At 62.0% G+C, this 26,100-nt stretch carries 25 protein-coding genes; 18 read left to right on the top strand and 7 right to left on the bottom strand.

Annotated elements, in window-relative coordinates; genetic code table 11:
- Positions 1-114: 114 nt before the first annotated feature.
- Genes ACXAEH_RS13015 through ACXAEH_RS13000 form a run of 4 tightly spaced genes read left to right on the top strand, consistent with a single transcriptional unit; the run spans position 115 to position 5,278 of the window.
- Positions 115-1,365 carry a sarcosine oxidase subunit beta family protein gene (locus ACXAEH_RS13015; RefSeq protein ID WP_475033309.1) on the top strand — a complete coding sequence of 417 codons (1,251 nt, stop codon included), beginning with the start codon at positions 115-117 and terminating at the stop codon, positions 1,363-1,365.
- A gap of 16 nt (positions 1,366-1,381) precedes the next feature.
- A complete protein-coding gene (locus ACXAEH_RS13010; RefSeq protein ID WP_475033307.1) occupies positions 1,382-1,669 on the top strand; it encodes a sarcosine oxidase subunit delta in 288 nt (95 codons plus the stop codon).
- A 23-nt stretch (positions 1,670-1,692) separates the two neighbouring features.
- Positions 1,693-4,704, top strand: coding sequence for a sarcosine oxidase subunit alpha family protein (locus ACXAEH_RS13005; RefSeq protein ID WP_475035572.1), 3,012 nt, complete (start codon positions 1,693-1,695; stop codon positions 4,702-4,704).
- Complete coding sequence (locus ACXAEH_RS13000) at positions 4,697-5,278, top strand: sarcosine oxidase subunit gamma (protein WP_475033305.1); 582 nt, start codon at positions 4,697-4,699, stop codon at positions 5,276-5,278. The genes ACXAEH_RS13005 and ACXAEH_RS13000 overlap by 8 nt, the downstream gene beginning before the upstream one ends.
- A 202-nt stretch (positions 5,279-5,480) precedes the next feature.
- On the opposite strand, the gene ACXAEH_RS12995 is transcribed toward ACXAEH_RS13000, so the two are convergent.
- Together ACXAEH_RS12995 and ACXAEH_RS12990 are read right to left on the bottom strand one after the other, a co-directional pair.
- The gene (locus tag ACXAEH_RS12995; RefSeq protein WP_475033303.1) at positions 5,481-6,485 is read right to left on the bottom strand and encodes a GlxA family transcriptional regulator; all 1,005 of its coding nucleotides are present in this window, start codon (positions 6,483-6,485) and stop codon (positions 5,481-5,483) included.
- Positions 6,486-6,575: 90 nt separating this feature from the next.
- The gene (locus ACXAEH_RS12990) at positions 6,576-7,922 is read right to left on the bottom strand and encodes an NAD(P)-binding domain-containing protein (RefSeq protein ID WP_475033301.1); all 1,347 of its coding nucleotides are present in this window, start codon (positions 7,920-7,922) and stop codon (positions 6,576-6,578) included.
- 162 nt (positions 7,923-8,084) lie between these two features.
- On the opposite strand from ACXAEH_RS12990, the gene ACXAEH_RS12985 reads away from it, so the two are divergent.
- Positions 8,085-9,386, top strand: coding sequence for an ABC transporter substrate-binding protein (locus ACXAEH_RS12985; protein WP_475033300.1), 1,302 nt, complete (start codon positions 8,085-8,087; stop codon positions 9,384-9,386).
- Here the strand turns inward: ACXAEH_RS12985 and ACXAEH_RS12980 are convergent, their stop codons facing one another.
- On the bottom strand, positions 9,387-10,112 hold the full coding sequence (locus tag ACXAEH_RS12980) for a FadR/GntR family transcriptional regulator (protein ID WP_475033298.1): 726 nt from the start codon (positions 10,110-10,112) through the stop codon (positions 9,387-9,389).
- 480 nt (positions 10,113-10,592) lie between these two features.
- On the opposite strand from ACXAEH_RS12980, the gene ACXAEH_RS12975 reads away from it, so the two are divergent.
- From ACXAEH_RS12975 to ACXAEH_RS12945, 7 genes are all read left to right on the top strand, one after another.
- The gene (locus ACXAEH_RS12975) at positions 10,593-11,882 is read left to right on the top strand and encodes an ABC transporter substrate-binding protein (RefSeq protein WP_475033296.1); all 1,290 of its coding nucleotides are present in this window, start codon (positions 10,593-10,595) and stop codon (positions 11,880-11,882) included.
- Between the two features lie 75 nt (positions 11,883-11,957).
- Positions 11,958-12,827 (top strand): branched-chain amino acid ABC transporter permease, encoded by an 870-nt coding sequence (locus ACXAEH_RS12970; protein ID WP_475033294.1) that lies wholly within the window; start codon positions 11,958-11,960, stop codon positions 12,825-12,827.
- Positions 12,820-13,800, top strand: a complete 981-nt coding sequence (locus ACXAEH_RS12965) for a branched-chain amino acid ABC transporter permease (protein WP_475033293.1) — start codon at positions 12,820-12,822, stop codon at positions 13,798-13,800. The genes ACXAEH_RS12970 and ACXAEH_RS12965 overlap by 8 nt, the downstream gene beginning before the upstream one ends.
- Positions 13,797-14,564, top strand: coding sequence for an ABC transporter ATP-binding protein (locus tag ACXAEH_RS12960; protein ID WP_475033292.1), 768 nt, complete (start codon positions 13,797-13,799; stop codon positions 14,562-14,564). The genes ACXAEH_RS12965 and ACXAEH_RS12960 overlap by 4 nt, the downstream gene beginning before the upstream one ends.
- Complete coding sequence (locus tag ACXAEH_RS12955) at positions 14,554-15,261, top strand: ABC transporter ATP-binding protein (RefSeq protein WP_475033291.1); 708 nt, start codon at positions 14,554-14,556, stop codon at positions 15,259-15,261. The genes ACXAEH_RS12960 and ACXAEH_RS12955 overlap by 11 nt, the downstream gene beginning before the upstream one ends.
- Positions 15,212-15,817: a tetratricopeptide repeat protein gene (locus tag ACXAEH_RS12950; protein WP_475033289.1), complete on the top strand. Its 606-nt coding sequence runs from the start codon at positions 15,212-15,214 to the stop codon at positions 15,815-15,817. The genes ACXAEH_RS12955 and ACXAEH_RS12950 overlap by 50 nt, the downstream gene beginning before the upstream one ends.
- A gap of 240 nt (positions 15,818-16,057) precedes the next feature.
- Positions 16,058-16,714: a helix-turn-helix domain-containing protein gene (locus ACXAEH_RS12945; RefSeq protein ID WP_475033287.1), complete on the top strand. Its 657-nt coding sequence runs from the start codon at positions 16,058-16,060 to the stop codon at positions 16,712-16,714.
- A gap of 310 nt (positions 16,715-17,024) precedes the next feature.
- Here ACXAEH_RS12945 and ACXAEH_RS12940 read toward each other — a convergent pair whose 3' ends face one another.
- The 4 genes from ACXAEH_RS12940 to ACXAEH_RS12925 all read right to left on the bottom strand — a co-directional run bounded on the left by ACXAEH_RS12940 (position 17,025) and on the right by ACXAEH_RS12925 (position 20,871).
- Positions 17,025-18,068 (bottom strand): heme-dependent oxidative N-demethylase family protein, encoded by a 1,044-nt coding sequence (locus tag ACXAEH_RS12940; protein ID WP_475033286.1) that lies wholly within the window; start codon positions 18,066-18,068, stop codon positions 17,025-17,027.
- A gap of 11 nt (positions 18,069-18,079) precedes the next feature.
- Positions 18,080-19,045 (bottom strand): PDR/VanB family oxidoreductase, encoded by a 966-nt coding sequence (locus ACXAEH_RS12935; RefSeq protein ID WP_475033284.1) that lies wholly within the window; start codon positions 19,043-19,045, stop codon positions 18,080-18,082.
- Positions 19,042-19,653 (bottom strand): dimethylamine monooxygenase subunit DmmA family protein, encoded by a 612-nt coding sequence (locus tag ACXAEH_RS12930; RefSeq protein ID WP_475033283.1) that lies wholly within the window; start codon positions 19,651-19,653, stop codon positions 19,042-19,044. Before ACXAEH_RS12930 ends, ACXAEH_RS12935 begins: the two co-directional genes overlap by 4 nt.
- Positions 19,654-19,725: 72 nt before the next feature.
- Positions 19,726-20,871, bottom strand: a complete 1,146-nt coding sequence (locus ACXAEH_RS12925) for an aminomethyl transferase family protein (protein WP_475033282.1) — start codon at positions 20,869-20,871, stop codon at positions 19,726-19,728.
- 152 nt (positions 20,872-21,023) lie between these two features.
- Here ACXAEH_RS12925 and ACXAEH_RS12920 point away from each other — a divergent pair, with 152 nt between their 5' ends.
- The 6 genes from ACXAEH_RS12920 (at position 21,024) to ACXAEH_RS12895 (ending at position 26,090) form a co-directional block, all read left to right on the top strand.
- A complete protein-coding gene (locus ACXAEH_RS12920) occupies positions 21,024-21,227 on the top strand; it encodes a hypothetical protein (protein ID WP_475033280.1) in 204 nt (67 codons plus the stop codon).
- A 198-nt stretch (positions 21,228-21,425) separates the two neighbouring features.
- The gene (locus ACXAEH_RS12915; protein WP_475033278.1) at positions 21,426-22,799 is read left to right on the top strand and encodes an ammonium transporter; all 1,374 of its coding nucleotides are present in this window, start codon (positions 21,426-21,428) and stop codon (positions 22,797-22,799) included.
- A gap of 11 nt (positions 22,800-22,810) precedes the next feature.
- Positions 22,811-23,026, top strand: coding sequence for a hypothetical protein (locus ACXAEH_RS12910; RefSeq protein WP_475033277.1), 216 nt, complete (start codon positions 22,811-22,813; stop codon positions 23,024-23,026).
- 133 nt (positions 23,027-23,159) lie between these two features.
- Positions 23,160-24,056, top strand: coding sequence for a class II glutamine amidotransferase (locus ACXAEH_RS12905; protein WP_475033275.1), 897 nt, complete (start codon positions 23,160-23,162; stop codon positions 24,054-24,056).
- Between the two features lies 1 nt (position 24,057).
- Positions 24,058-24,741 (top strand): protein GlxC, encoded by a 684-nt coding sequence (locus ACXAEH_RS12900; protein WP_475033274.1) that lies wholly within the window; start codon positions 24,058-24,060, stop codon positions 24,739-24,741.
- Between the two features lie 17 nt (positions 24,742-24,758).
- Positions 24,759-26,090 (top strand): FMN-binding glutamate synthase family protein, encoded by a 1,332-nt coding sequence (locus ACXAEH_RS12895; protein WP_475033273.1) that lies wholly within the window; start codon positions 24,759-24,761, stop codon positions 26,088-26,090.
- The last annotated feature ends 10 nt before the right edge of the window (positions 26,091-26,100 follow it).

Below are 26,100 nucleotides of genomic sequence, written 5' to 3'. Positions count from 1 at the left end.
ATCTGCATTGGTGATTTGCGCAATATGACGCAAATGGCGTGTCCGGCGTCCGATATCGCTCTGTGAAACACGGCGTTTCTCAACAACTCTTGCGGGGACAGTTGAGAGGACATCATGCGGTATTCCGGCCTGAAAGTGATCAAGGAGGCCCTGACGGGCCACAAGGGATGGCGCCCGGCGTGGCGCGATCCGGAACCCAAGAAAAGCTACGATGTGGTGATCATCGGCGGTGGCGGCCACGGGCTGGCGACGGCCTATTACCTGGCCAAGAACCATGGCATCACCAATGTCGCGGTGATCGAGAAGGGCTGGATCGGCGGCGGCAACGTGGGCCGTAACACCACCATCATCCGCTCCAACTACCTGCTGGACGGCAATGAGCCGTTTTATGAACTGTCGCTGAAACTGTGGGAAGGGCTGGAGCAGGACTTCAACTATAACGCCATGGTCAGCCAGCGCGGCATTCTGAACCTGGTGCACACCGATGCGCAGCGTGACGCGGCGCGGCGCCGGGGCAATGCGATGATCCTGAACGGATCCGACGCGGAGCTGCTGGATGTGGACGGCGTCCGCGCGATGTATCCGTTCCTGAACTTCAATAACGCGCGCTTCCCGATCAAGGGCGGGCTGCTGCACCGCCGCGGCGGCACCGTGCGCCATGACGCGGTGGCCTGGGGTTATGCGCGGGGTGCTGACCTGCGCGGGGTGGATATCATCCAGAACTGCGAAGTCACCGGCTTCAAGATCGAGAACGGCAAGTGCCTGGGGGTGGAAACCACCAAGGGCTTCATTGGTGCGAACAAGGTGGCGAGCTGTGTGGCCGGTTCCTCCAGCCGGGTGATGGAGAAGGCGGGCATGCGCCTGCCGATCGAAAGCCATGTGCTGCAGGCCTTTGTCTCGGAAGGGCTGAAGCCGGTGCTGGACGGGGTCATCACCTTTGGTGCCGGCCACTTCTACTGCAGCCAGTCGGACAAAGGCGGCCTGGTCTTTGGCGGCGATCTGGACATGTACAATTCCTATGCGCAGCGCGGCAATCTGCCGGTTGTCGAGGACGTGATCGAGGGCGGCATGGCGCTGATCCCGGCGCTGGGCCGGGTGCGGATGCTGCGCAGCTGGGGCGGCATCATGGATATGTCGATGGACGGCTCCCCCTTCATCGACAAGACCCATGTGGACGGCCTCTATTTCAACGGCGGCTGGTGCTACGGCGGGTTCAAGGCGACCCCGGCCTCGGGCTGGTGCTATGCGCATCTGCTGGCGACCGACACACCGCATAAGGTGGCCACGGAATACCGGCTCGACCGGTTCCGCCGCGGCTGCATGATCGACGAAAAGGGCCAGGGCGCCCAGCCGAACCTGCACTGAGGAAAGGAAAACAGCGATGATTATCAACCATCCGATCCTCGGGCCGCGGGACAGTCAGGAGTTCACCTATCTGGGTGATGCGACCCTGATCGACCGGCCGGACTGGGAAGCGGACAATGCCGCGGATCAGTTCCACGACTACCTGTACTTGCGCGACAACCCGGCGGGCGAACACCGCGAGCTGTGGTTCCACGAGCAGGGCGACCGGTCCTGGCTGGTGGTGACCCGCAACACCGTGACCCATGAAATCCTGAATGTCGAACTGGCCCGTGATGTGGCCCGGGCAAGGGGGCGCAGCAAATGAGCGATGCAGTAATGAATGCTGGGATGAATGCCGGAACGGTTGCGTTCCAGGCCGACGGCAGCACCGGCACCCGCAAGGGTGTGCAGGTGAACCGCCTGGATGGCGGGCTGATCAAGGGCAGCAAGGCGCTGAGCTTCACCTTCGACGGCAAGCGCTACAAGGGGTTTGAGGGCGATACGCTGGCCTCGGCGCTCTTGGCGAACGGCGTGCGGCTGATGGGCCGGTCGTTCAAGTACCACCGTCCGCGCGGTGTGCTGACCTCCGGGTCCGAAGAGCCCAATGCGCTGGTTGAGCTGCGCAGCGGCGGGCGGCAGGAGCCGAACACCCGCGCCACCGTGGCCGAGCTCTATGACGGGCTGGAGGCGAACTCGCAGAACCGCTGGCCGTCCTTGAAGCATGACTTCATGGCGGTGAACGACCGGTTCTCGAACTTCCTGACGGCTGGTTTCTACTACAAGACCTTCATGTGGCCGGCGGCGTTCTGGGAGAAATTCTACGAGCCGATCATCCGCAAGGCGGCCGGCCTCGGCAGCATCAGCTTTGAGGATGATCCGGATGCCTATGACAAGGGCTTCCTGCATTGCGACCTCTTGGTGATCGGGGCTGGCCCGACTGGCCTGATGGCGGCGCTGACCGCGGGCCGGGCCGGGGCGCAGGTGATCATCGCGGATGAGGACTTCCTGCTGGGCGGGCGTCTGAATGCCGAGACTTTTGGCATCGGCGATCTGACCGGCGCGGCTTGGGTCGAGCAGGCGCAGGCCGAGCTGGCGTCGATGCCGAATGTGCGGGTGATGCCGCGCACCTCGATCATTGGGGCCTATGATCATGGCATCTATGGCGCGGTGGAGCGGACTGCCGACCATGTGCGGGCCCCCGAAGCGGGCAAGCCGCGGCAGATCCTGTGGCGGATCTATTCCAAGCGGGCGATGCTGGCGGCGGGTGCGACTGAGCGTCCCATCGCGTTTGAGAACAACGACCGGCCCGGCGTGATGCTGGCCGGTGCGGTGCGCGCCTATGCCAACCGCTGGGCGGTGACGCCGGATCAGACCGTTGCGGTTTTCACCAACAACGACGACGGCCACCGCACTGCCGCCGACCTGATCGCCAAAGGTGTGAAAGTGACCGCGGTCATTGATACCCGCGCAGATGCGCCGAAAGTGGACGGTGCTGAGCTGTTTGCCGGTGCGCAGGTGATCGACACCAAGGGCCGGCTGGGTCTGGAAGTGGCGCGGCTGCGGCTGGCCAATGGCACCACCCGCGACGTGCCTTGCGGCGCGCTGGCGGTCTCCGGCGGCTGGAACCCGAACGTGCATCTGACCTGTCACCAGCGCGGCCGTCCGGCCTGGCGCGAGGATATTGCCGCTTTTGTCCCCGCGGGGACATTGCCGCAAAACATGTCGGTGGCAGGTGCCGCCAATGGCGATTTTTCCACTGCCGCCGCATTGCGGGCCGGGGCCGAGGGCGCCGTGGCCGCGCTGTCGGAGCTGGGGATTGAAGCCAAGGCTGGCGACCTGCCTGAGGCCGAGGATGCGCCGGTCAACGTCACCCCCTTCTGGTACGTCAAAGAAGGCAAGGGCCGCGCCTGGCTGGATCAGCAGAACGACGTCACTGTCAAGGACGTGAAGCTGGCGCATCAGGAGAACTTCCGTTCGGTCGAGCATCTGAAGCGCTACACCACACTGGGCATGGCGACCGATCAGGGCAAGACCTCCAACATGGGCGGCCTGGCGATCATGGCCGAACTGGCGGGCAAGCAGATCCCCGAGGTCGGCACCACCATGTTCCGCCCGCCTTATACGCCGGTGTCTTTTGGTGTGATGGCAGGCCGTTCGGTCGGCGAGGAATTCCGCCCCACCCGCAAGACCCCCAGCCACAAATGGGCTGAGGAGCAGGGGGCCGAGTTCGTCGAGGTTGGCCAGTGGCTGCGGGCGCAGTGGTTCCCAAAGGCAGGTGAAACCCATTGGCGCCAGTCGGTGGACCGCGAGGTGCTGCAGACCCGCAATTCAGTCGGCATCTGCGATGTGACCACGCTGGGCAAGATCGACGTGCAGGGCAAGGACGCAGCTGCCTTCCTGAACAAGATGTATGCCAACGCATTTGCCAAGCTGCCGGTGGGCAAGGTCCGCTACGGGCTGATGCTGCGCGAGGATGGCATTGCCTATGACGACGGCACCGCCGCACGCTTTGCTGAGGATCATTTCGTGGTGACCACCACCACCGCCAACGCAGTTCTGGTCTACCGCAACATGGAATTTGCGCGCCAGTGTCTGTTCCCGGATATGGATGTGCAGCTGATCTCGACCACCGAGGCCTGGGCGCAGTTCGCGGTGGCGGGTCCGAATGCCCGCAAGCTGCTGCAAAAGGTCGTGGACCCGGAGTTCGACATCTCGAACGAGGCGTTTCCCTTCATGGCCTGCGGTGAAGTGACCGTGGCGGGCGGCTGCCGGGCGCGGCTGTTCCGGATCTCCTTTTCGGGCGAGCTGGCCTATGAGATCGCGGTTCCGACCCGGTACGGCGATGCGATGATCCGCAAGCTGATGGAAGCGGGCGAGGAGTTCGATGCGGTTCCCTACGGCACCGAGGCGCTGGGCGTCATGCGGATCGAGAAGGGCCATGCCGCCGGTAACGAGCTGAACGGCACCACTTCGGCGCTGAACCTCGGCATGGGCCGGATGGTCAGCAAGAAGAAGGACTGCATTGGCAACACGCTGAGCGAGCGTGAGGGCATGAACCGGGACGACGCGCTGAAGCTGGTGGGCTTCAAGCCGGTGAATGCATCCGATCCGGTGCAGGCCGGGGCGCATCTGATGAATGCCGATGGCGAGGTCAGCGCGGCCACCGATCAGGGCTATATCACCTCGGCGGCCTATTCGCCGGTGCTGGGCTGCTCGATCGGGATCGGCTTCCTGAAAAGCGGTGACAGCCGCAAGGGCGAGGTGATCCGTGCGGTCAACCCGCTGGAGGGCAAGGAAGTCCAGGTCGAAGTTGTCAGCGCGCATTTTGTGGATCCGGAAGGGGAGCGTCTCCGTGGGTAAGTTCGATAATCATGGTCTGAAAGCGGTCTCTCCCCTGGGCGGGTATGAGCCGCAGGTGGATGCCTTTGCCGGTCTGTTGATCCGCGAGGTGACGGACCGGGCGCTGGCCTCGCTGGGCGCGCGCCAGGGCAGTGAAGATGCGGTGAAATCTGCGGCGGCGTCATACTTGGGTGGTGTGTTGCCGGAGCCGGCAAGCTGGAATGCAAGCGGTGAGTTTGCTGCCTGGTGGATGGGGCCGGACCTGTGGATGGTCTCAGCCCCGCATGACAGCCACGAGCTGCTGGCAGGCGAGCTGAAGGAAGCTGTCGGCGAGGCCGGCTCCGTGGTGGAGCAGACCGACGGCTGGTGCCGCTTCGACATGGAAGGCCCGCGCAGCTGTGATGTGCTGGAGCGGCTGTGCAACGCCAATATCCGTGCGGGCAAACCGGGCGATGCCACCCGCACCTCGATGGAGCATCTGGGGGTCTTCCTGCTGTGCCATGAGCCGGGGCAGAAGTACTCGGTTCTCGGCCTGCGGTCCTCGGCTGCATCGCTGCATCACGCGCTGGTGGCGGCGGCAAAATCGGCGATCTGAGAGGCACGCGCGTAAGTTGAAAGCGCCCGGCCGGAAGGCCGGGCGTTTTGATTTTTCCGGATTGCGGTCAGCGGAAGCAGCTGGATTGTGCGGAGAGGGCGGATGCCTCCGGCGGGAGTATTTTCGGCAAGATGAAAAGCAGGCAGAAAAGCAGCCGCGGACTATCCTGCGGCTGCCATGGTCTGCTGGGAAGGGCTGCGGATCAGACCGACGGGATCGGGCGGTTGTCCTGGACCCGGAACAGGTTCACCTTGCGGCGTTCCTCCTGCGGGGTGACACCGAAGCTTTCGCGGTAATGCTGCGACAGGGTGGAGGAGGTGGCGTAGCCCACCGCATTGGCGATCGAGGTGATCGAGTCGCGGGAGTACATCACCAGCTGCCGCGCCGCGTTCATCCGCAGGGTGCGGTAGTAGATTGCCGGGCTTTGGCCGGTCGCGGATTTGAAGCTGCGCTCCAGCTGGCGCGGCGAGACGCCAATGGTGCTGGCGGCATCGCGGATTGAGACCGGGTGTTCCAGGTTGTCGGCAAAAAGCTCGACCGCCTTGGCCACCGGCGGCGGCAGGCTGTCGGCGGTGCTGTCGGTCTTGAAGGCGGGGATTTTCTGGCGCACGCCCTCGGCGCGGACCATCGGATGCTGGAACCAGCAGGCAACCTCGGTCATCACCGCGTCGCCCAGGGCCTGTTCGATCAGTTTCAATGACAGGTCGAACATCGCCGCGGCGCCGCTGGCGGTATAGCGGCGGCGGTCGAGCACGATCACGTCGTCAACGGTGGCAAGCGAGGGGAATTCTGCGCTGAAGGCGGCCTTGTAGCACCAGTGCACCGAGCAGCTGTGGCCGTCCAGCAGGCCGGAGCGGGCCAGCGGGAACACCCCGCCTGATACGGCGCCCATTTTGGTGCCGTGGCGGGCCAGGTGGCGCAGCTTGCCGTTGGAGGCCTTGGGGTCGTCGAACTTGCCTTGCGGGCTGGACAGCAGGAACAGGGTGTCGATCTCTTCGGCCTGATCCAGAGAACAGTCCGGCTGGAAGGCCACATTGGCGGAGGCGTTCACGCTGGCGCCCGCCTCGGACACGAGTTTCCATCGGAAGGTTTCGGTGCCGGCAATTTCATTTGCCGCGCGCAGGGGTTCGATGGCCGAGGTCAGGCAGGCCATTGGAAAGCCGGGGAAAATCAGGAAGCCGAGAGTCATGTTATTGCCACGCTGCATGGGGTTGATCTTAGCTTGCGAAAGAGGATTCGCACAGCAGCGAAGGGGTGCCTGCGCCGTACAGGAAGGAAAACGGCGCAGGCGATCTGCTTAGTTTTGCAGATAGACTTCGAGGGTGTCGTCCAGGGCGTCCTTCCACGGGGTGTGGTGCACGGGCGCCATGGTGCCGGTGATGACCGATTTGTAGGAGTTGTTGCGGAAGGCCATGATGTCCTCGGCCTTGTGCCCCTTCCATTCATAGAAGGCCTGGCAGGCGCCGGCCACGTCGAAGGTCGGGTAGTCGGTCTCTTCGATCAGCTCCAGCACATAGTCGCCCTGGTATTTGATCGCGTATTTGACGTCCGGCGAGGCTTCCTCGCGCTCTTCACGCTCCTTGACGTCGGCCAGCAGGGCGGCCTTGTCCGAGGGGATTTCGATCTTGCCCATGATCGCGTCGCGGACCCACCAGGCCTGCGCGTCGAACATGTTGAAGGTGAACCACTGATCCTGCATGCCCAGATAGAACATCTTGGGGTTATGGGCATAGACCACGCCTTTGTAGAGGTCGGCGGTGGCCAGGCGGTTGGCGGTTTTCAGGCGCAGATCGTCCGGCAGGAAGTTGAAATAGTGCTTGTAGCCGGTGCAGAGGATGATCGCGTCGACTTCCTTCTGGGTGCCGTCGGCAAAGGTGGCGGTGTTGCCGCTGACCGATTCCAGCGCCGGGACCTCATCCCAGTTTTCCGGCCATTTGAAGCCCATCGGCTCGCTCCGGTAGGAGGTGGTGATCGACTTGGCGCCGTATTTCCAGCACTGCGAGCCGATGTCTTCGGCGGAGTAGGAGGCGCCGAGGATCAGGATGTCCTTGCCTGCGAATTCGCGGGCGTCGCGGAAGTCATGGGCATGCAGCACGCGGCCGTTGAACGTGTCGAAGCCGGGGTAGAACGGCACATTCGGGGTCGAAAAGTGGCCCGAGGCGCAGATCACGTGGTCGAAATCTTCCTTGTAAGTGCTATCCTTGGCGTGGTCGTGGACGGTGACGGTGAAATTGCCCGCGTCCTCGTTGTATTCCACCCAGCGGATCGGCGAGTTGAAGCGGATCCACTTGCGCACATCGGCTTTTTTCACCCGGCCTTCGATATAGTCGAACAGCACCGCGCGCGGCGGGTAGGATGCGATCTGCTTGCCGAAATGCTCCTCAAAGGAATAGTCGGCAAATTCCAGGCCTTCCTTGGGGCCATTGGACCACAGGTAGCGGTACATCGAGCAGTGCACCGGTTCGCCGTTTTCATCCAGGCCGGTGCGCCAGGTGTAATTCCAAAGGCCGCCCCAGTTGTCCTGCTTTTCGAAGCAGACGATCTCAGGGATCTCTTCGCCCTTGTTGGCGGCGGATTGGAATGCACGCAGCTGCGCCAGGCCCGAGGGGCCGGCGCCGATGATGGCAATGCGTTTCTTGGTCATGTGGCTCTCCCATTGGTTCAGACCAATGTCTTTATTTGGTTCATTTGGTCTGGTCCAAATAGGTCCAAATTTGCGCCGGTAAGTCAACCAATTTTCACTGCAGGAATAAGATTCTTCGCAATTGGACTGGAAGCGCGCAAATTTATTGTTAGGATTCAAAGCATGAAGACGACCAGCTTTGCACACCAGCTGACGGCCCGCGCGGCGCTGCCGCGGCTGTCGGTGGGGATGACAGAATCAGTGAATATCGGCTTTCTGGGCCCGCTTTCGGGCCGGGTGGAGAGCTGGGGGCTGCCCGGATTGAACGGCTGCCGGATCTGGGAAGACGGGTTGAACAAGGCCGGCGGGGTGCTGGTTGGCGGCCGCCGCTATCCGATTCGAATCCACTCCTACGACTGCGGCTACAACCCGGACCGGGCGCTGGAGGGCGCGGTGGAACTGGTGCAAAAGCACAATGTCAAGCTGATGCTGATGCTGGGCGGCGACACGTTTGCACCGGTGCAGGACCTGCTGATGCGCAACAAGGTGCTGACCTCGACACTGCTGCCCACCGATCTGTCGCCGGACACGCCCTATCTGATTGCGCCGAGCGAGGCGCATCCGATCCAGAATGTGACTGGTGTCGCCTGGCTGGCGGAGAACCGGCCGGAGCTGAAAACCGTGGCCTTGTGCAGCCAGATGGACCTGCTGGGGCTGCCGACGCAGGCGGTTTACCGGGCGGCGTTCAAGGCAGCGGGCAAGAAGATCCTGCGGGAAGTGCAGTATGATGCACGCTCAATGGACCCAGGGCCGGTGGTGGATCCGATGCTGGAAAGCGGCGCCGATATCCTGTGCTGGTGCTCATCCTACACCCCGATGGTGCATGCGATGACCGAATACGCCTATGCCAAGGGGTTCAAGGGGCAGATCATCAGCTGCACCATGGACGGATATGACAAGCTGGTGGCGAAGACGTCTGAAGACTTCATGGAAGGGGTATTGTTCCAGTTCCCGGACTTCGATGATCCGCTGCTGCGGGAGAAGGCGTTTTTCTTCAATCAGCCGCACACGTTTTATGAGGAATACAACCGCCGCTTCCCGGGCACTTGGTCAGCGGTGAGCTGGGAATATGTCGCGATTCTGGATATTTGGCACAGTGCGGTAGAGAAGGCCGGGTCGGTGGAGTCCCCGTCAGTGCTGGCGGCGATGAAGCAGCTGGGGCATGTCACTCATGCCTTTGGCCATGCCGAATGGTGGGGTGAGGAAATCTTTGGTATTTCCAACGCCTTGGTGGGGGATTGGCCGGTGGTCACCATCCGGGAAGGCAAGGCGCGGATTGCCGGGTTCGGCTCAATCCCGGGCTGGCTGGCGCAGCATTCCAACCTTTTGAAGGCGGAAATGGCCGCACTGGGGCAGCTGTGGCACCAGCGTCTGGAAAGCGCGGTGCCCGGCAATGAAGCCAGTGCGCGCGCGGTTCTGGGGTAGTCAGACTTCCTGCAGCAGCAGCTTCTGTTCGTCGATCAGGTGCAGCTTGATGAATTCCACCGCCAATTCCACATCGCGCGAGGCGATGGCGTTGAACAGGGTGTTATAGCGCTTCTGGTAGTCCTGCATCCGCTGCGGTGTCAGGTGGCGGCGGCGCAGGGCGGTGCGGTAGGATAGGCGGCAGGCCTCGATCGTCAGCTCGTAGCAGGAGTGCAGCAGCGGGTTGCCGGAGCCCTCGGCGATCTTGCGGTAGAGATCTTCCTCCGCCTCGATAAAGGCATCCGTGTCGGTGCGTACGGCTTCGACGCGGGAGAGGATCTCGTCCAGCTCTTCGATCTGGCGAGGGGTCATGTTGATCACGGCAAGGCGGATCAGCTCCGGCTCCAGGATGCCGCGCACCACCAGATGGTCCAGCGGCGAGACTTCCTTGGCCAGCGAGGAATACGACGTCTCGGGCTTGGGGTCGGAGCGGAATTTCACAAAGCTGCCGGAGCCGGGGCGGCGGTGAATGACGTTCTGCGCGGCCAGCACATCCAGCGCTTCGCGCACCGTATTGCGGGCAACGCCCAGTTCCGAGGCCAGGGTGCGTTCGGATGGCAGTCTTGTGTCGACCGGATAGGTGCCGGATTTGATGCGGGCAAACAAAGTGTCTATCACCACCTGCACGGTGGCGCCCACCGAATGAGTGGTCAGAATCTGCGACGTGGTTTCTTCCGCTGAGCTCATAAATCTGGTTTTCCCGGCCGGCTGAGCGGGAGAATCCCCTGCTCCTGGTCACTGCAACAGAGGTGCCAATACCGGCTTTGGAGGCCATTTTGCAACCATCTGACGCAGCTGTGATTGGCTTTCAGCCTACCGGTTTCTGCGCCAGACGGCAAGAAAGTTGAAGAAATTGGTCCAAAAATTGGTTTTCTGCTTGCCTTGTTAAGGTGAGTGGTAAGGTTATGTTTTGGTGACGTTTTTAGGTCTTCATTTGCCGCATTTTTGCAGATCTGGTCTGGTTTTGGTGCCTTTTCGGTCCGGAAAGTGAAAGAAAATTTCTTGACGGTGAACCATGCGGCTGCCAGCCTTGATCCAGGATGGGTCCAATTTGGATCAACTGGTTCAGTGACGTTGGGCTGAACCCGCCGGTCCCGCATGAGGGCGTCATCCCGCAGAACACACCGCCGCAAAAACAAACTGGCGGGTCCAACATGGGAGAAGAAGATGATTTCCAAGATCGTGAAATCGGGGCTGACCCGGCGGACGTTCCTTCATTCGACGGCGGCTGCGGCGATGAGCGCCGGGCTGCCGGGTGCGTCGCTGGCGGCGGGCAGTACCATCAAGATCGGCTTTCTGGCGCCTTTGACCGGCGCGGTGGCGGCCTGGGGCAAGCCCGGGCTGGACGGTTGTCAGATCTGGGCCGAGCGGGTCAATGCCGCGGGCGGCATCAAGCTGGGCGATGGCAGCCATAATGTCGAGTTTGTGGCCTACGACAACGAATACGACCCGGCCAAGGCGCGCACCGGCGCCACCAAGCTGATCCGCGAGGATGGTGTGAGTTTCATCATGATGCTGGGCGGCGATACCTGGCCCGGGGTGCAGCCGGTGGCGGAAAAGACCGGCATGCTGTTTTCGACCCTGCTGCCGTCGGACCTGTCGCCCGATACCAATACGCTGATCGCACCGGCCGAGGTGCATCCGATCTACAATGTGACCGGTGTCGAATGGCTGGCCGAGAACAAGCCGGAGCTGAAGACCGCGGTGATGTGCGCGCAGGACGATGCGCTGGGGCTGCCTTCGGTCGCGACCTATCTGGCGGCCTTTGAGGCGGCGGGCATCGAGATGCTGGACGCGCCGCTGCTGTTTGACCCGGCGACCACCGATTTTGCGCCGGTTGTGACCCGGCTGATCAGCAAGAACCCGGATATCGTCTGCCTCGACACCTGCTATTCCGACTATGTGCATCCGATTGCCGAGCAGCTGTTCCAGCAGGGGTTCAAGGGGCAGATCATCTCCTGCACCGCGGATTTCTATGATCAGATGATCGCCAAGACCTCGGAAGAGTTCATGGAAGGGTTTGTGTTCCAGTTCCCGGATTTCGATGACCCGGCACTGAATGGCGATAATATCAACTTCACCGATCCCAATGGCTTCTATGCCGAGTTCAACAAGCGGCATCCGGGCCAGTGGGGCGCGGTGAGCTGGGAATATGCCTCGATCATGGATCTGTGGAAGGCAGCGGCCGAGAAGGCCGGGTCTGCCAGCCCGGAAGCGGTGGCTGCGACGATGAAAGAGGGCAAGGGCAAGCACGCCTTTGGCGATGCCGACTGGTGGGGCACCGAGCTGTTTGGCATCGACAATGCGCTGGTCGGCGATTGGCCGGTGGTGGCGATTGAGGGCGGCAAGGCCCGGATCAAGGAGTTCCGCTCGATTCCCGACTGGTACGCCAAGCATGGCGATCTGCTGGTCAAGCACATGCAGGCCTATGACCAGATGTGGGATCAGCGCAGCTGACCTTTCAGGCAGGCAACCAGGCGGTGCGGGATCAAGCCCCCGCATCGCGGACCGACTGAAAAAAGAGACAATCCGATGCTGGACCTATTGGCGCAGACCGGCCTCAACGCCGTGTATGCTGCGAGTTATATTTCCCTTGTTGCTGTGGGGCTAGTGCTCATCTTTGGTGTCATGGGCGTGATCAACTTTGCCCATGGCGAGCTGTTCATGGCGGGCGCCTATGCGATTGTGGCGCTGTATGCCGGGCTGAACGTGCCATTCTTTCTGGCTGTGGCAGCCGGGCTTCTGTTTGTGGGCTGTCTGGGCCTGTTGATGGAGCGGGCACTGTTCCGGCCGTTGAAGGATAACCCTCTGGGCGGGCTGGTGGCCTCGATCGGTTTTTTGATGATCCTGCAGGCGCTGGCGGTGATGGGGTTCGGCGTGCGGATGGTACATATCCCGCCGGTGACGCAAGAGGTGATTGCGTTTTCAGATAAGGTGCGGCTGCCGGTGGCGCGGCTCTATGTGATCATCGCCGCCATCGTGCTGCTGTCGGCGCTTTGGTACTTTTTGAAACGGACCAAATTCGGCTGGGCCTTGCGCGCCTCGGCGCAGGATCCCGAGGCGGCGGCGCTGCAGGGGATTTCGATCACCCAGACCGCCAGGATCGCCATGTTCATTGGCGCAGGCCTGGCGGGGATTGCCGGGGCGCTGACCGCACCGCTGGTCTCGGTCAACCCGCATATGGGGCATTCGGTGATTGTTACCGCTTTCATTGTCATCATCGTCGGCGGGGTCGGCTCGCTGGAGGGCGCCATCGTCGCCTCGGTCGCCTATGCGCTGGTGCATACGTTTGTGACCACATTCTGGGACGGCGTGCTGGCTGACATCGTGGGGCTGTCGCTGATGCTGCTGGTGCTGATCGTGAAGCCGACCGGATTGTTTGGGAGTGCGGACCGTGCCTAAGTTCCTGATATGGATCGCGGTGCTGGCCGCGCTGATTGCCCTACCGCATGGGCTGAGCTTCTCGCAGCAGGAAATCCTGGTGTTCCTGACTATTAATGTGCTGCTGGTATCCAGCTACCGGCTGCTGACCCTGACCGGCGAGTGGTCGCTGGCGCATGTGGTGATCATGGGGGTGGGGGCCTATAGCTCTGCCTTGCTGACCAAGAAGCTGGGCGTCTATGTGCCGGTTTCGATGCTACTGGGCGGGGTCTTTGCAGCTCTGATTGCGGTTCTCTTGTCCTTCCCGCTGTTCCGGATGAAGGGGTTTTACTTCCTGATCGGGTCGTTTGCCGCCGGTGAAATCATCCGCCTGCTGTGGAAGCGGTTCCGGGATCCCTTTGGCGGTGCCAAGGGGATCAAGGGGATCGACCCGATGCCGGATTTCTCGGTTGGCTTCTACCAGTTCGATTTCTTTGAGCCGACGTCCTACTACTACTTTGCAGGCGTTGTTGTGGCGGTTTGCCTGTGGATCCTGTGGCGGATCGAGAAGTCGCCGGTTGGCCTCACCTTCCATGCGGTGCATTGGCAGGACAAGCTGGCGCAGGCCTCAGGCGTGAATGTGCGGGCCTACCGGACGCTGGCCTTTGCCATTGCCTCGGGCTTCGCCGGCATCTCCGGCGCGTTGCTGGCGCATTATGTGGGCACCATCAATCCCAACGCTTTTGACATCGACCTGATGGTCTATGTGCTGACCTGGGCGATTGTCGGCGGTACCGCCACTTTCTATGGGCCGATCCTGGGCTGCGTGGTGCTCACTGTCATCAACGAAGTTGTGCTGCGGGAGCTGGGGCTCGAGCAGATGCGGCCGCTGATCTACGGCGCCATCATGATCCTGTCGATCCTGTTCCTGCCCAACGGGTTGGAAAGCATCGTGCAGAAACTCAGCAAAAGACGTGCCGCAGATGGCGCGCCGGAACGGAGCCCGGCAGAATGACTGATTTTCTCGAAGTCAAAGACCTGACCATGCGGTTTGGCGGCCTGGTCGCAGTGGACAGCCTGTCGTTCAAGGTGGCACATGGCTCGATCCATGGTCTGATCGGCCCGAACGGGGCGGGAAAGACCACGACGTTCAACATGATCTCGGGGTTCTACACGCCGACGTCGGGGCAGGTTCTGTTGCGGGGCGAGGATATCTCTGGCCTGCAGATGCATGAGGTGGCCCGGCGCGGAGTGGTTAGGACCTTCCAGCATTCAACGCTGTTTGCTGAGCTCACCGTGCTGGAGAACGCGCTGGTCGGGACGCACATGCCGTTCCGCCCCAATATCTTTGCCGCCATCATCGGCTGGGACAGGGAGGACCGCAGCGGCGCTGAGGCGCGCGCCAAGGAGGCGCTGGAGTTCTTTGGCCTGGATCATGTGATGCAGGAGCGCGCGGGCGATCTGAGCCACGGGCATCAGCGGGCGCTGGGCATGGCGGTTGCTTATGCCAGTCATCCGGATGTGATCCTGCTGGATGAGCCGTTCACCGGCATGAACCCGGAAGAGACACGGCAGATGATGGATCTGATGGAGCGCCTGAAGGCGGACGGTATCACCATCCTGATCGTCGAGCATGACATGCAGGCGATCATGGGGCTCTGCGATAGCATCACCTGCATGAGTTTTGGCAAGTTCCTGGCCGAAGGCAGCCCGCAGGAGATCCGCAACCATCCAGCAGTGATCGAGGCTTACCTGGGAGGCGCGCGCCATGTTGCTTGAGATGAAGAACATCGCCGTCAACTACGGCAAGATCAACGCGATCCGGAACATCTCGGTTTCGGTACCGGAAGGCAAGGTCATCACCATCATCGGCGGCAACGGCGCGGGCAAGACCACCACGCTGCGGGCGATGTCGGGAATGCTGCCGGTCACTGCGGGTGAGATTCTGTTTGAGGGCAAGCGAATCGACCATCTGCCCGCGCATAAGGTGGTGGCGAACGGCATCGCCCATGTGCCCGAGGGGCGCCGGGTGTTTCCGGACATGACGGTGGAGGAAAACCTGCGCACCGGGGCGTTCCTGCGCAAGGATGCGGAGGTGGTGGAGGCGGACCTGGAGGATGTCTTCAAGCGTTTCCCGCGCCTGCGCGAGCGGCGCACCCAGATGGCCAAGACCATGTCTGGCGGCGAGCAGCAGATGCTGGCCATTGGCCGGGCGCTGATGTCCAAGCCGCGGTTGTTACTGATGGATGAGCCCTCGATGGGGCTGGCGCCGGTGATTGTCGAGGAAATTGCGCAGATTATTGAAGAGATCAACGCCAACGGGCTGTCGGTGGTGCTGGTTGAGCAGAATGCCGAACTGGCGCTGGAACTGGCCGATTACGCCTATGTTCTGGAAACCGGAAATGCAGCAATGGAGGGTCCTGCAGATGAGCTTCACGGAAACGAACACGTCCGCGCCGCGTATCTGGGGCTTTAAGCGGGACGCGGAAATGCGGGTGGCGCGCACGGCTGGGTGGTCCCGCGCCGACCTGATCTGGGAGCGGCTGATGGAGCGGGCTTTGGCCACGGCCGGTGCGCACAGGCGCAAGGCAATGCGGCTGTTCCGGCTGGCTGATGTGCTGGCGCGGGGTGCTTTTCCGGCCGCCGATCTGCGCCGCGCGGCTGCGCCTGCGAACCTGGCTGTGCTGCAATTCCGGGCGGGCGCGCTGGAGGAGGCGGAGGCACTGCAGGCTCGCGCCTTGCTGGTCTGGGCCGGAGCGGAGGCGCAGGTTGCTGCAATGCAGATCGCCCCGCGCAGCCGGTCTTCGCTGTTCCATCTGCGGATGGAGGCGCTGCACCGGGAGACCTATCACGGCAACCTCAAAACCCGGGTCGGGCGGATTGCGTCGGAAACCGGTGAAACGCTGCGCAATCTGACCTCGGGCCGGGCGGCCCTGCACCGCCACGCCAGCCGCTGGCGCGGCGAGAAACCAGTGGTGTTTGACGGCAGCCGCAAGGTGTTGGGGGCTTGCCTGCTGCTTTTGGATCGCTGACATGCACGGACATCAACGGTTGAAGGCGAAGGCCCGGGCCAGGTGGTCCGGGTTTCTTTGTCCGCGTCTTTGAGGGGCGGGGCTGCTGCGCAACAATTTTCTTTCCTGTGACGGTGAGGGCTTGGGAAAAACTGGTAATGGCAGTAAAATAATTTTCGCGTGGTTTCTTGCGGCCGTAAAAGTTTTTGCGTAATCCCCGCTGCGCGCTTGTCAGAGGCTGTCCATAAGGAAGATAACACAGTGGCAAAACCCAAAGACGATACCGACGCAGTGGCCAACAATCTTTCGCAAGATCCGCATCGAGTCCGCGACGGCTCGGAAAAAGTCCTGGAAGTGGCGATCGGCCGCGAAGTCCGGTCGTTCCGGCGCCAGCAGGGGATCACGGTGGCGGATCTGGCCAATCTGACGGGGTTGTCGATCGGGATGCTGTCGAAGATCGAGAACGGCAATACTTCGCCGTCGCTGACCACTCTGCAGCTGCTGGCGCACGCGCTGAGCGTGCCGATCACATCGTTTTTCCGCCGCTTTGAGGAGACCCGCGAGGCGGTGCATACGCGCTCGGGCGAGGGTGTGGAAACCGAGCGCGCGGGCACCAGGGCCGGGCATCAGTACCAGCTGCTGGGGCATCTCGGGGCCAATGCGTCGGGCGTTGTGGTTGAGCCCTACATGATTACCCTTACCGAAGAATCGGATGTCTTTCCGACCTTCCAGCACGACGGCATCGAGATGCTTTATATGCTGGAGGGCGAGGTGGAGTACCGCCATGGCGACAAGGTGTTTTCCTTGAAGGCCGGGGATACGCTGTTTTTTGATGCCGATGCGCCGCACGGCCCGGAAGGGCTGGTGGAGCTTCCCGCGCGCTACCTGTCGATCATTTCTTATCCGCAGTCGAGCTGAGCCGGGGCGGGGCGCTCCCGCCCGCTTCAGGACCATCTGAAGATGTCCCTGCGCCGTTGGGCGTGGCGCCGCGCGATGCGCGGCGCGGCTGCGTTTTTTTCGCAAGCTTGCCGTCTGCCGCCCGCAGCGCGCAAAGCGCGCTGCCCGGCCCAACCCTGCGCAGGGAGCAGGCGCAGCCTGCGGTCTGACGCAGGGGCGGGAGTGTCGCCGTTTGCCCCAAAAAGAAACTGCCGGAGCCAAGGGCAACGGCAGTCAGTGAGGCGGGCCTAAGTGACAGGGGGTAGGGACGGCCCGCCAGGTCCGCTCGGGATCAGTCGTCGGGCCAGATACCGTCCGAGGTCGGGCTGCCGTCGTCATATTGCGAGAGCCACTCCACCATCAGCGGGCGGTTGTCGATGAAGCCCTTGTAGGTCGCCAGTTCTTCCGGCAGGTCGCGGATCACCCGGTGCAGGCGGCGGCCCCATTTCGGTACTGTCACCAGATCGTTGAAGCTGATCAGGTAGCAGCGGATCGGGAACACCAGCGCATTGGAGCGCGGCAGGCGGAAGAAGGTCTGCAGTTCGACCCGCAGGTGCTGCTTTTCGCCGATGTTCTCCATCGTGAGGCCCTGCTTCATGGTGCCCCATTTGTGGTAGTTCTCAGGCGAGGTGTCGAGCAATGGATTGACCGTCATGGTCCAGTTCAGGCGGCGGGCGGGCTGGCCCTGCTGGATATTCAGCAGGAACTTCAGCGCCCGCACGAAGATGCCCATTTCATGCGCCTTGGGCACCGGCGCGTGCCATTCAAAGAAGTTCATGCCGATGTCGAAGTCCAGCGACCAGTCGGCCTGGGTGGTGACCATGCCGGCATCCATCCACAGGTTGTCGTCGCGCTGGTCGAGCACTGCAAAGTCGCCCTGGGTCTGGCGGGTGATGTATTCCATCGGCCCGTAGGGCAGGGTGCTTTCATCGAGGAAGGTGAAGGTGTCGTCGATGCCCAGCGGCTTGTTGATCCAGCGCCAGCGGTTGCCGTCCTTGTGCAGCTCAAACAGGTCCGGGTATTCGGCTGCCTTGGCCTCCATAATCAGTTCGACCAGGTCCCAGCCCGCCAGCGTCATATGCGGCAGCGACTGGCAGCGCAGCGGGTCATTGGCCAGCACCCGGGCGCGGTCCTTCATCTCAGAGACATAGTGCTCGTCCACGTCAAAGGTGCGTTCGAACACCGAGCCGGGGCGGTAGGATTTATGCGGCTCCATGTTGACTGAGTACATGTAGCTGTCTTCGTGGAACGGGAAGGGGAAGCGTTTGATCGCCCAGTCCGAGTTCTTGAAGGTGAAGTCGCCGTAGAAGGTTTCGTCGTTGAATTGGATGGTCATGTCTGTCTCCCTCAGCGGTCCAGGACCAGGGTTTTGCCTTCAAAGCGCGACACGCAGGGCATGATGTGCTTGCCGCCTGCCTTTTGCTCGTCAGTCAGCCAATGGTCGTAGTGCAGGAACTTGCCGTCGTAGCCGATGACATTGGTCTCGCACTGGCCGCAGGCGCCGCCGCGGCAGAGGTAGGGGGCGTCGATGCCGGCCGCTTCCAGCGCTTCCAGCAGCGACTGATGCTCGCCGACCTGAACGATCTTGTTGGAGACCGCGCATTTTACCTCAAACGGCTTACCCGACGCAGGCGCCAGGAATTCTTCGGAATGCACGGCTTCGCGCGGCCAGCCCATGTCCTCTGCGGTGCCATGCACCCAGTTGATCATGCCCTTGGGGCCGCAGACATAGACATGGGTGCCAAGCGGCTGGGTGGCGAGCAGGGTGCTGAGGTCGATCGCCTCTTCCTGGTCGTCATGATAGATGTGCACCTTGCCCGGGTACTGCGCTGCCAGCTCCTCGGCATAGGTGCCGAGCGAGGCGGTGCGCACCGAATAGTGCAGTTCGAAATTCCCGCCCATCATCGACAGCTGATGCATCTGTGCCATGAATGGCGTGATGCCGATGCCGCCGGCTAGCATCAGGTGCTTGCCGGCCCGCAGGTCCAGCGAGAACAGGTTCACCGGGTTGGAGATCACCATCTCCATGCCCTCTTTCACCTGGGAGTGCATGAATTTGGAGCCGCCGCGGCCCTCGTCGTCGCGGCGCACAGAGATTGTATAGGCGCCCCGGTCGGCCGGGTTGGACATCAGCGAATAGGCGTTGAGCCGGGTGATATCGCCGTCCTGCATCTCGACCACGGTGTGGGCGCCGCCCGAGAAAGTGGGCAGGTCGCCGCCGCCGGTGCGGACAAATTTGAAACGGGTTACGAGGTCGTTGATCACTTTGACCTCGGCCACGGTGACATTCAGTTTTGCGGTGCCAGCACTCATTTGAACAGCTCCACTTTCTCGGGGATGTTGCCCGGGTCTTCGGCATCCACCCGCACGCCCTGGAAGGCGGCGAGGCGGCGCGAATAGTGATCGCGCACGAACAGGCTGAGGCCGCAGTGGCTGCATTCAAACGGGTCGGTGGTGACGTCCTCGGTGATGCCCTTGCAGTGCACGCATTGCATGCGCCGCGCGGTGGAGCCGCGGTGCTCGGTCTGGATCGCGGTATGCGGGATGCCGGCGGCGGTGGCCTCGGCCATGGCCTGGCCCATCAGGCTTTCGGTGCCGGTCAGGTAGACCTGGGTGCCCATGTGGCAGTCCTGCAGGGCGCGGCGGATGCGGCTTTGCGCCGCCTCGTAAGAGGGGCCTGCGTAATACTGGCCAGCGCCGAGCTGTTCCAGCTGGCTGCTGTATTTGGTGCCGGTGTCCTTGGGGATGTAGATGATATGGGCCTTGGCCCAGAAATCTGCGCCGGTGGATTTGGCCAGATCGAGGATCGCCTCGGCGCCTGTCGCATCGGCAATCATCAGGTGGCCGCTGCCTGCGCGGGCTTCAAGCTCGCCGTAGACGGGGCGGCTTTTGATGGAAGGGGGGAATACGGTCTTAGACATGTGGGTCGCTTTTCCTGCAGTCCGGGTGAACGAAAGCGGGCGCCTCCGGGATGGAGACGCCCGGGATCCGGATCAGCCCTTTGCGGTGCGGATCGATTTGTCCTTGTCGTAGAAGGGCATCTCGGCGGCGGTGGCGGCGATCTCGGTGCCGTCGCCGTTGCGCACGGTGAGCTCAGTGCCCGGCTTGGCGCAGGCCACCGGCATCCGCGCAATGCCCACGTTGTGCTTGTTCACGTCGGAATACATGCCGTAGGTGACCACACCGACCTTTTCACCGTTCTGCAGCAGGTCCGCGCCTTCATCCGCCGGGGTGGTGCCCTCCAGCTGGACGCCGTAGATCTTGAACCGTTCCTTGCCTTCGGCGGCATAGTGGTTCTCGGCGCCGATGAAGCCGGTCTTGCCCGGGGAGACGGTGAATTCGAGGCCCAGCTCCCACAGGGTGTCGCCGCAAGTCTCGTTGTCGAACGGATAAGTCTCGGAGTTGTCGCCCGGATAGAACAGCAGGTAGCTTTCGGTGCGCAAGAGGTCGAGGGTGGAGAACTGCACCGGCACAATGCCGAGCCCCGCGCCCTTGTCCAGGATGCTGTCCCAGAGATGCACCGCGTCCTTGGCCTGGCAGAAAATCTCATAGCCGCGCTCGCCGGTGTAGCCGGTGCGCGAGATCATCACCGGGCAGCCGAACAGTTTGGTCTGGATGATGCCGAAATAGGCCAGATCGCGGATGCCGGGCACGTATTCGGCCAGGAAGTCCACTGCAACGGGGCCCTGCAGCGACATGTCGTGCATGTTGTCGTCGAAGATCACCGAGCAGTTCTTGCCGGCCGCAACCGTGTTCAGCTGCTCCATGCCGGTGCCGGTGCCATGCACCACCAGCCAGCTGTTCACCGACAGGCGGTAGATGATGCAGTCGTCCACGAATTTGCCCTGGTCGTTCAGGATCGAGGCATAGGTGGAGCGGCCCGGCATGATCTTTTCGACGTTGCGGGTGGTGACCCGGTCGATGACCTGAGCGGCGTGCTCGCCCACGACGTGGACTTTCTTCAGGCCGGACACGTCCATCAGGCCGGCCTTGGTGCGGATTGCCTCGTAGTCGGCTTTGGCGCGCTCGGGGCTGTGGTCATAGAACCAGGCGGTTCCCATGCCGTTCCAATCTTCCAGCTCGCCGCCGATTTCCTTGTGGCGCTGCGCCAGTGCTGAAGTCCGCCAGATGATGGCCATTTTGCGTTTCTCCCTATTGGTGCGGACCAAAATTCTTGATTTGGTTCCATTGGTCTGGTCCAGTTAGCCAAGGGAGGGGGCTTCATGTCAATGATTATTCCTAACAGGAAAAAGATTTTGCCAAAAATGCCGGTTTCGAATGGGTTTGCGGCATGAATTGGCCTGAAATGGTCTTTTTCGACATAGGGCTTACGGTTGCAGCGGGCTTTGCGCGACCCGTTTCGGGGGAGAATCAGATGGAGAAGATGCCGGAGATTCGCGTGATTCCGTCGCAAAAGCGCAGGTGCGGCATAGGTTTGGCAGTTGCTGCAACATGGCGGCGCGGTATGGAGCCAGTACAGGCCAGTTGGCGCTAAGTCTTTGGATGTCCGGGACTTAACTGGTCTGAAAAGCGTCAGGAAACAGGCGCTAAAAGCGGCATCATGTTCCCTGGCGGTGAACAAATTTTCACATGAAGATTGACAGGTCTGCCCGCCGGGACCCAATAATAAGGGAAAATAATATTCCCAAGAGGCAAAAATGCCCGGGAGCACTGCCAACAGGAGGGCAAAACATTGGATGGTAATCTGAACGCGTTAACAACGGTGTTCACCGAGTTCTATTACTGGGTGACCGTTGTCTTCATGTTCCTCATTCACGTGGGGTTCTGCATGTATGAGGTCGGCGCCAGCCGCCACCGCAACCACATGCATACATTGATGAAGAACATCATGATCATTCCGCTGGTCACGGTGACCTTCTTCTTCTTCGGCTGGTGGATCTATTGGGCCTTCCCCAGCTTCCCGTTCTTCGGCGGGTTGAACCATGACGCAGGTGCCGCGAACCTGCCGTGGTCGCAGAACATGGGCACCAACCTCTCAGACCGGATCACCGGTGTGTTCTGGGCGGCGTTCTTGCTGTTTTCCTGGACCGCGGCCTCGATCGTGTCCGGCGCGGTGATTGAGCGGATCCGCTCGTCTGCCTTGTGGGTGCACGCGGTAATGATCGGTTCGGTGTTCTGGATCATCGACGCGGCCTGGGGCTGGCATGCCGAAGGCTGGATGGTCAAATACCTAGGCTATCACGATGCCTATGCGTCGGGTGTTATCCACGCAATTGCCGGCGGTTATGCGCTGGGTGTGATCATGGTGCTGGGTCCGCGCCTGGGCAAGTTTGCCGCTGACGGCACCCCTCGCGATATTCCGCCGCATAACCCCTGGATGCTGACCATCGGCATCTTCCTGATCTACTCGGGTTTCTGGGGCTTTTATGCTGCCTGTAACATCCCGGCGATTTCGCCCGAGGGCATCGGCGGTCTGATCACCGGCGAGACTTGGACGGCCACCAACATCTATCTGGCCCCGACCTCGCTGTCCGCGATCACCTTCAACTTCCTGATGTCGCTGTCCGGCGGTCTGATGGCAGCCTATGTGGTGTCCAAGGGGGACGCGTTCTGGACCTTCTCCGGCGGATTGGCAGGCATCATCACCGCCTCTGCGGGCAACGACCTGTATCACCCGATTCAGGCGATGCTGGTGGGCGCGGTTGGTGTCGTGATCGTCTACAAACTGCACTACTGGGTCGAGCGCACCTTCAAGATTGACGATGCGGTGGGTGCGGTTGCCGTGCACGGCTACTCCGGCATTGTGGGCCTGATCATCGCAGGCTTCCTGCTGTGGGGCGCGCCGAGCTCGCCGTATGAAGGCTATGCTGCCGTCAACCCGGTTGGCCAGACCATCGGCGCAGTGATCATGTTCTTCGTGCTCGGCTTCCTGCCTGCCTTTGTGATCTCCAAGATGCAGGCCGCTGCCGGCGTGCTGCGGATTCCGGAAGAGGTGGAGCTGCAGGGTCTCGATTACGCTGAACACCATGCTTACGAAGACGCCAAGGCAGAAATCATTGCTGCCGACAAGGCTGCTGTGAATGGCAACAGTGTCCCAGCTGAATAAGGAGAATTGGAATGTCTACGATCGGATACGACAGCTGGGCGGTGGACCTGGCAGAAGTTGGGGCGGTCTACCCCTTCCAAGGATCAGAAGGGCTGATGGTTGTCCTGGGTGTGGTCTTTTGGATCGGCTGGCACCGGATCCAGTTTGTCCGCGAGGGCAAGCATTTGGAGAAAGCTAAGCAGATGGGAGACAAGGAGAAAATACATTCCTTGTTGGAGAAATACTGATCCGGACCTAACCAGAGGCGCGCCAGATGGCGCGCCTTTTCTTTCCTTGAGGGGAAAATAAGTTTCATAAGAGTTGAACGATGGTTCGCAAACTGCTAGCGTTGATTCGAGATGAAAAGCAGGAGGCACACCCATGTGCGGGATTGTCGGTCTTTTTCTGAAAGACAAATCACTAGAGCCGAAACTGGGCGATATGCTCACCGATATGCTCATCACCATGACGGACCGCGGTCCCGACAGTGCGGGCATTGCAATTTACGGATCCGAAGCGGACGGGCGCAGTAAGCTGACCGTTCAGTCGGACGCGCCGGAGGAGGCCTTTGACGGGCTGGACGGCGCCCTGGCGGAAGCGCTGAGCACCGATGTGTCGATCCGGGTGATTGATACCCATGCGGTGCTGGACGTGCCCGCGGGCAAAGCAGAGGAAGCGCGCAGCGCACTGGCAGAGCTGCGCCCCGGCATGCGCATCATGAGTGCGGGCGACACCATCGAGATCTACAAGGAAGTGGGCCTGCCGGAGAAAGTCGCCGAGCGTTTCGACGTGCGCGGCATGGGCGGCACCCATGGCATCGGCCACACCCGGATGGCCACCGAGTCCGCCGTGACCACCGAGGGCGCACACCCGTTCTCGACTGGCTCGGACCAGTGCCTGGTGCACAACGGCTCGCTGTCCAACCACAATTCGCTGCGCCGCAAGCTGCGCCGCGACGGGGTCCGGATCGAAAGCCAGAACGACACCGAAGTGGGCGCGGCCTATCTGACCTGGAAAATGCAGAACGGCGCCACCCTGGGGGAAGCGCTGGAGGGCACGCTGGAAGACCTGGACGGGTTCTTCAACTTTGTGGTGGGCACCAAGGACGGCTTTGGCGTGGTCCGCGATCCGATCGCCTGCAAGCCGGCCGTGATGGCGGAAACCGACCAGTATGTGGCCTTCGGCTCCGAATACCGCGCGCTGGTGAACCTGCCGGGCATCGAAGACGCCCGCGTCTGGGAGCCCGAACCTGCAACCGTTTACTTCTGGAACCACTAAGATGCAGACATATGATCTTGAAGCAAATGGCCTGCGCGGTCTGAATTCGACCCTGCAGGAACTGAACGGCAGCACCAACAAAACGGCTTGGGAAATCGTTAACCCCAAGGGCAGCCATGCAATTGCCGTGGGTCTGGACTCGCCGATTGACGTGACCGTCAAGGGCTCCACCGGTTACTACTGCGCGGGCATGAACCAGCAGGCGACCGTCCGCGTCGAAGGATCTGTTGGCCCCGGCGTGGCAGAGAACATGATGTCCGGCCAGGTGATCGTCGAAGGCGACGCCAGCCAGTATGCTGGTGCCACCGGCCACGGCGGCCTGCTGGTCATCAAGGGCAATGCGTCCTCGCGCTGCGGCATCTCGATGAAGGGCATCGACATCGTCGTGCATGGCAACATCGGCCACATGTGCGCCTTCATGGCGCAGGCGGGCAACCTGGTTGTCTGCGGAGATGCGGGCGATGCGCTGGGTGACAGCTGCTATGAGGCGCGCCTGTTCGTACGCGGCTCGGTCAAGAGCCTGGGCGCTGACTGCATCGAGAAAGAGATGCGGCCTGAGCACATCGAGATCCTCAAGGATCTGCTGGAACGCGCAGGCTCCGACGCCAAGCCGGAAGAGTTCAAGCGCTACGGCTCGGCCCGCCAGCTTTACAACTTCGACGTCGACAACGCGCAAGCGTACTAAGCACAGGATCAAAAGGCATGGATAACAAGAACATCCCCCGTACCGAGCCGATCCAGTCGGCGACTTTCACGAACCCGATCAACGCGGAAATCCGCCGTGCGGCTGCTACCGGGATCTATGACATCCGCGGCGGCGGCGCCAAACGCCGGGTCCCGCATTTTGATGACCTTCTGTTCCTCGGTGCCTCGGTCTCGCGCTACCCGCTGGAAGGCTACCGCGAGAAATGTGAAACCAAGGTGACTCTTGGCACCCGTTTCGCCAAGAAGCCGATTGAACTGGATATCCCGGTCACCATCGCCGGCATGAGCTTTGGCGCGCTGTCCGGTCCAGCAAAAGAGGCCTTGGGCCGCGGTGCCTCCGCTGCCGGCACCTCGACCACCACCGGCGACGGCGGCATGACCCCGGAAGAGCGCGGCCATTCCTCGAAACTGGTCTATCAGTACCTGCCGTCGCGTTACGGCATGAACCCGGATGATCTGCGCAAAGCGGACGCTATTGAGGTTGTGGTCGGCCAGGGCGCCAAGCCCGGCGGCGGCGGCATGCTGCTGGGTCAGAAGATCTCGGACCGCGTTGCGGACATGCGCTGCCTGCCCAAGGGCATCGACCAGCGCTCGGCGTGCCGCCACCCGGACTGGACCGGCCCGGATGACCTGGAAATCAAGATCCTGGAACTGCGGGAAATCACCGATTGGCAGGTGCCGATCTATGTGAAAGCCGGCGGCACCCGTCCGTACTATGACACCGCACTGGCGGTGAAAGCCGGCGCAGACGTTGTTGTGCTGGACGGCATGCAGGGCGGCACCGCTGCAACCCAGGACGTGTTCATCGAGCATGTCGGCCTGCCGACCCTGGCCTGTATCCGCCCTGCCGTGCAGGCGCTGCAGGACCTGGGCGTGCACCGCGAAGTGCAGCTGATCGTCTCCGGCGGCATCCGCACCGGTGCCGACGTGGCCAAGGCGATGGCGCTGGGTGCTGACGCGGTGGCCATCGGCACCGCGGCGCTGATCGCGCTGGGCGACAATGACCCGAAATGGGAAAGCGAGTACCAGAAGCTGGGCACCACAACCGGCGCCTATGACGACTGGCACGAGGGCCAGGACCCGGCGGGTATCACCACCCAGGATCCCGAGCTGATGAAGCGTGTAGACCCTGTCGATGCCGGCCGCCGGTTGCGCAACTACCTCAAGGTGATGACGCTGGAGGCGCAGACCATTGCCCGCGCCTGCGGCCACAACCACCTGCACAACCTCGAGCCCGAGGACCTGTGCGCCCTGACCATGGAGGCCGCCGCCATGGCGCGCGTGCCGCTGGCCGGCACCGATTGGTACCCGGGCAAGGCAGGGTTCTGAAGTTAAGCGG

The organism is Leisingera sp. ABM4_060, assembly GCF_056158765.1.
Note: the sequence above shows the minus strand (reverse complement) of the source record. Positions and strands in the feature narration are given on the sequence as shown.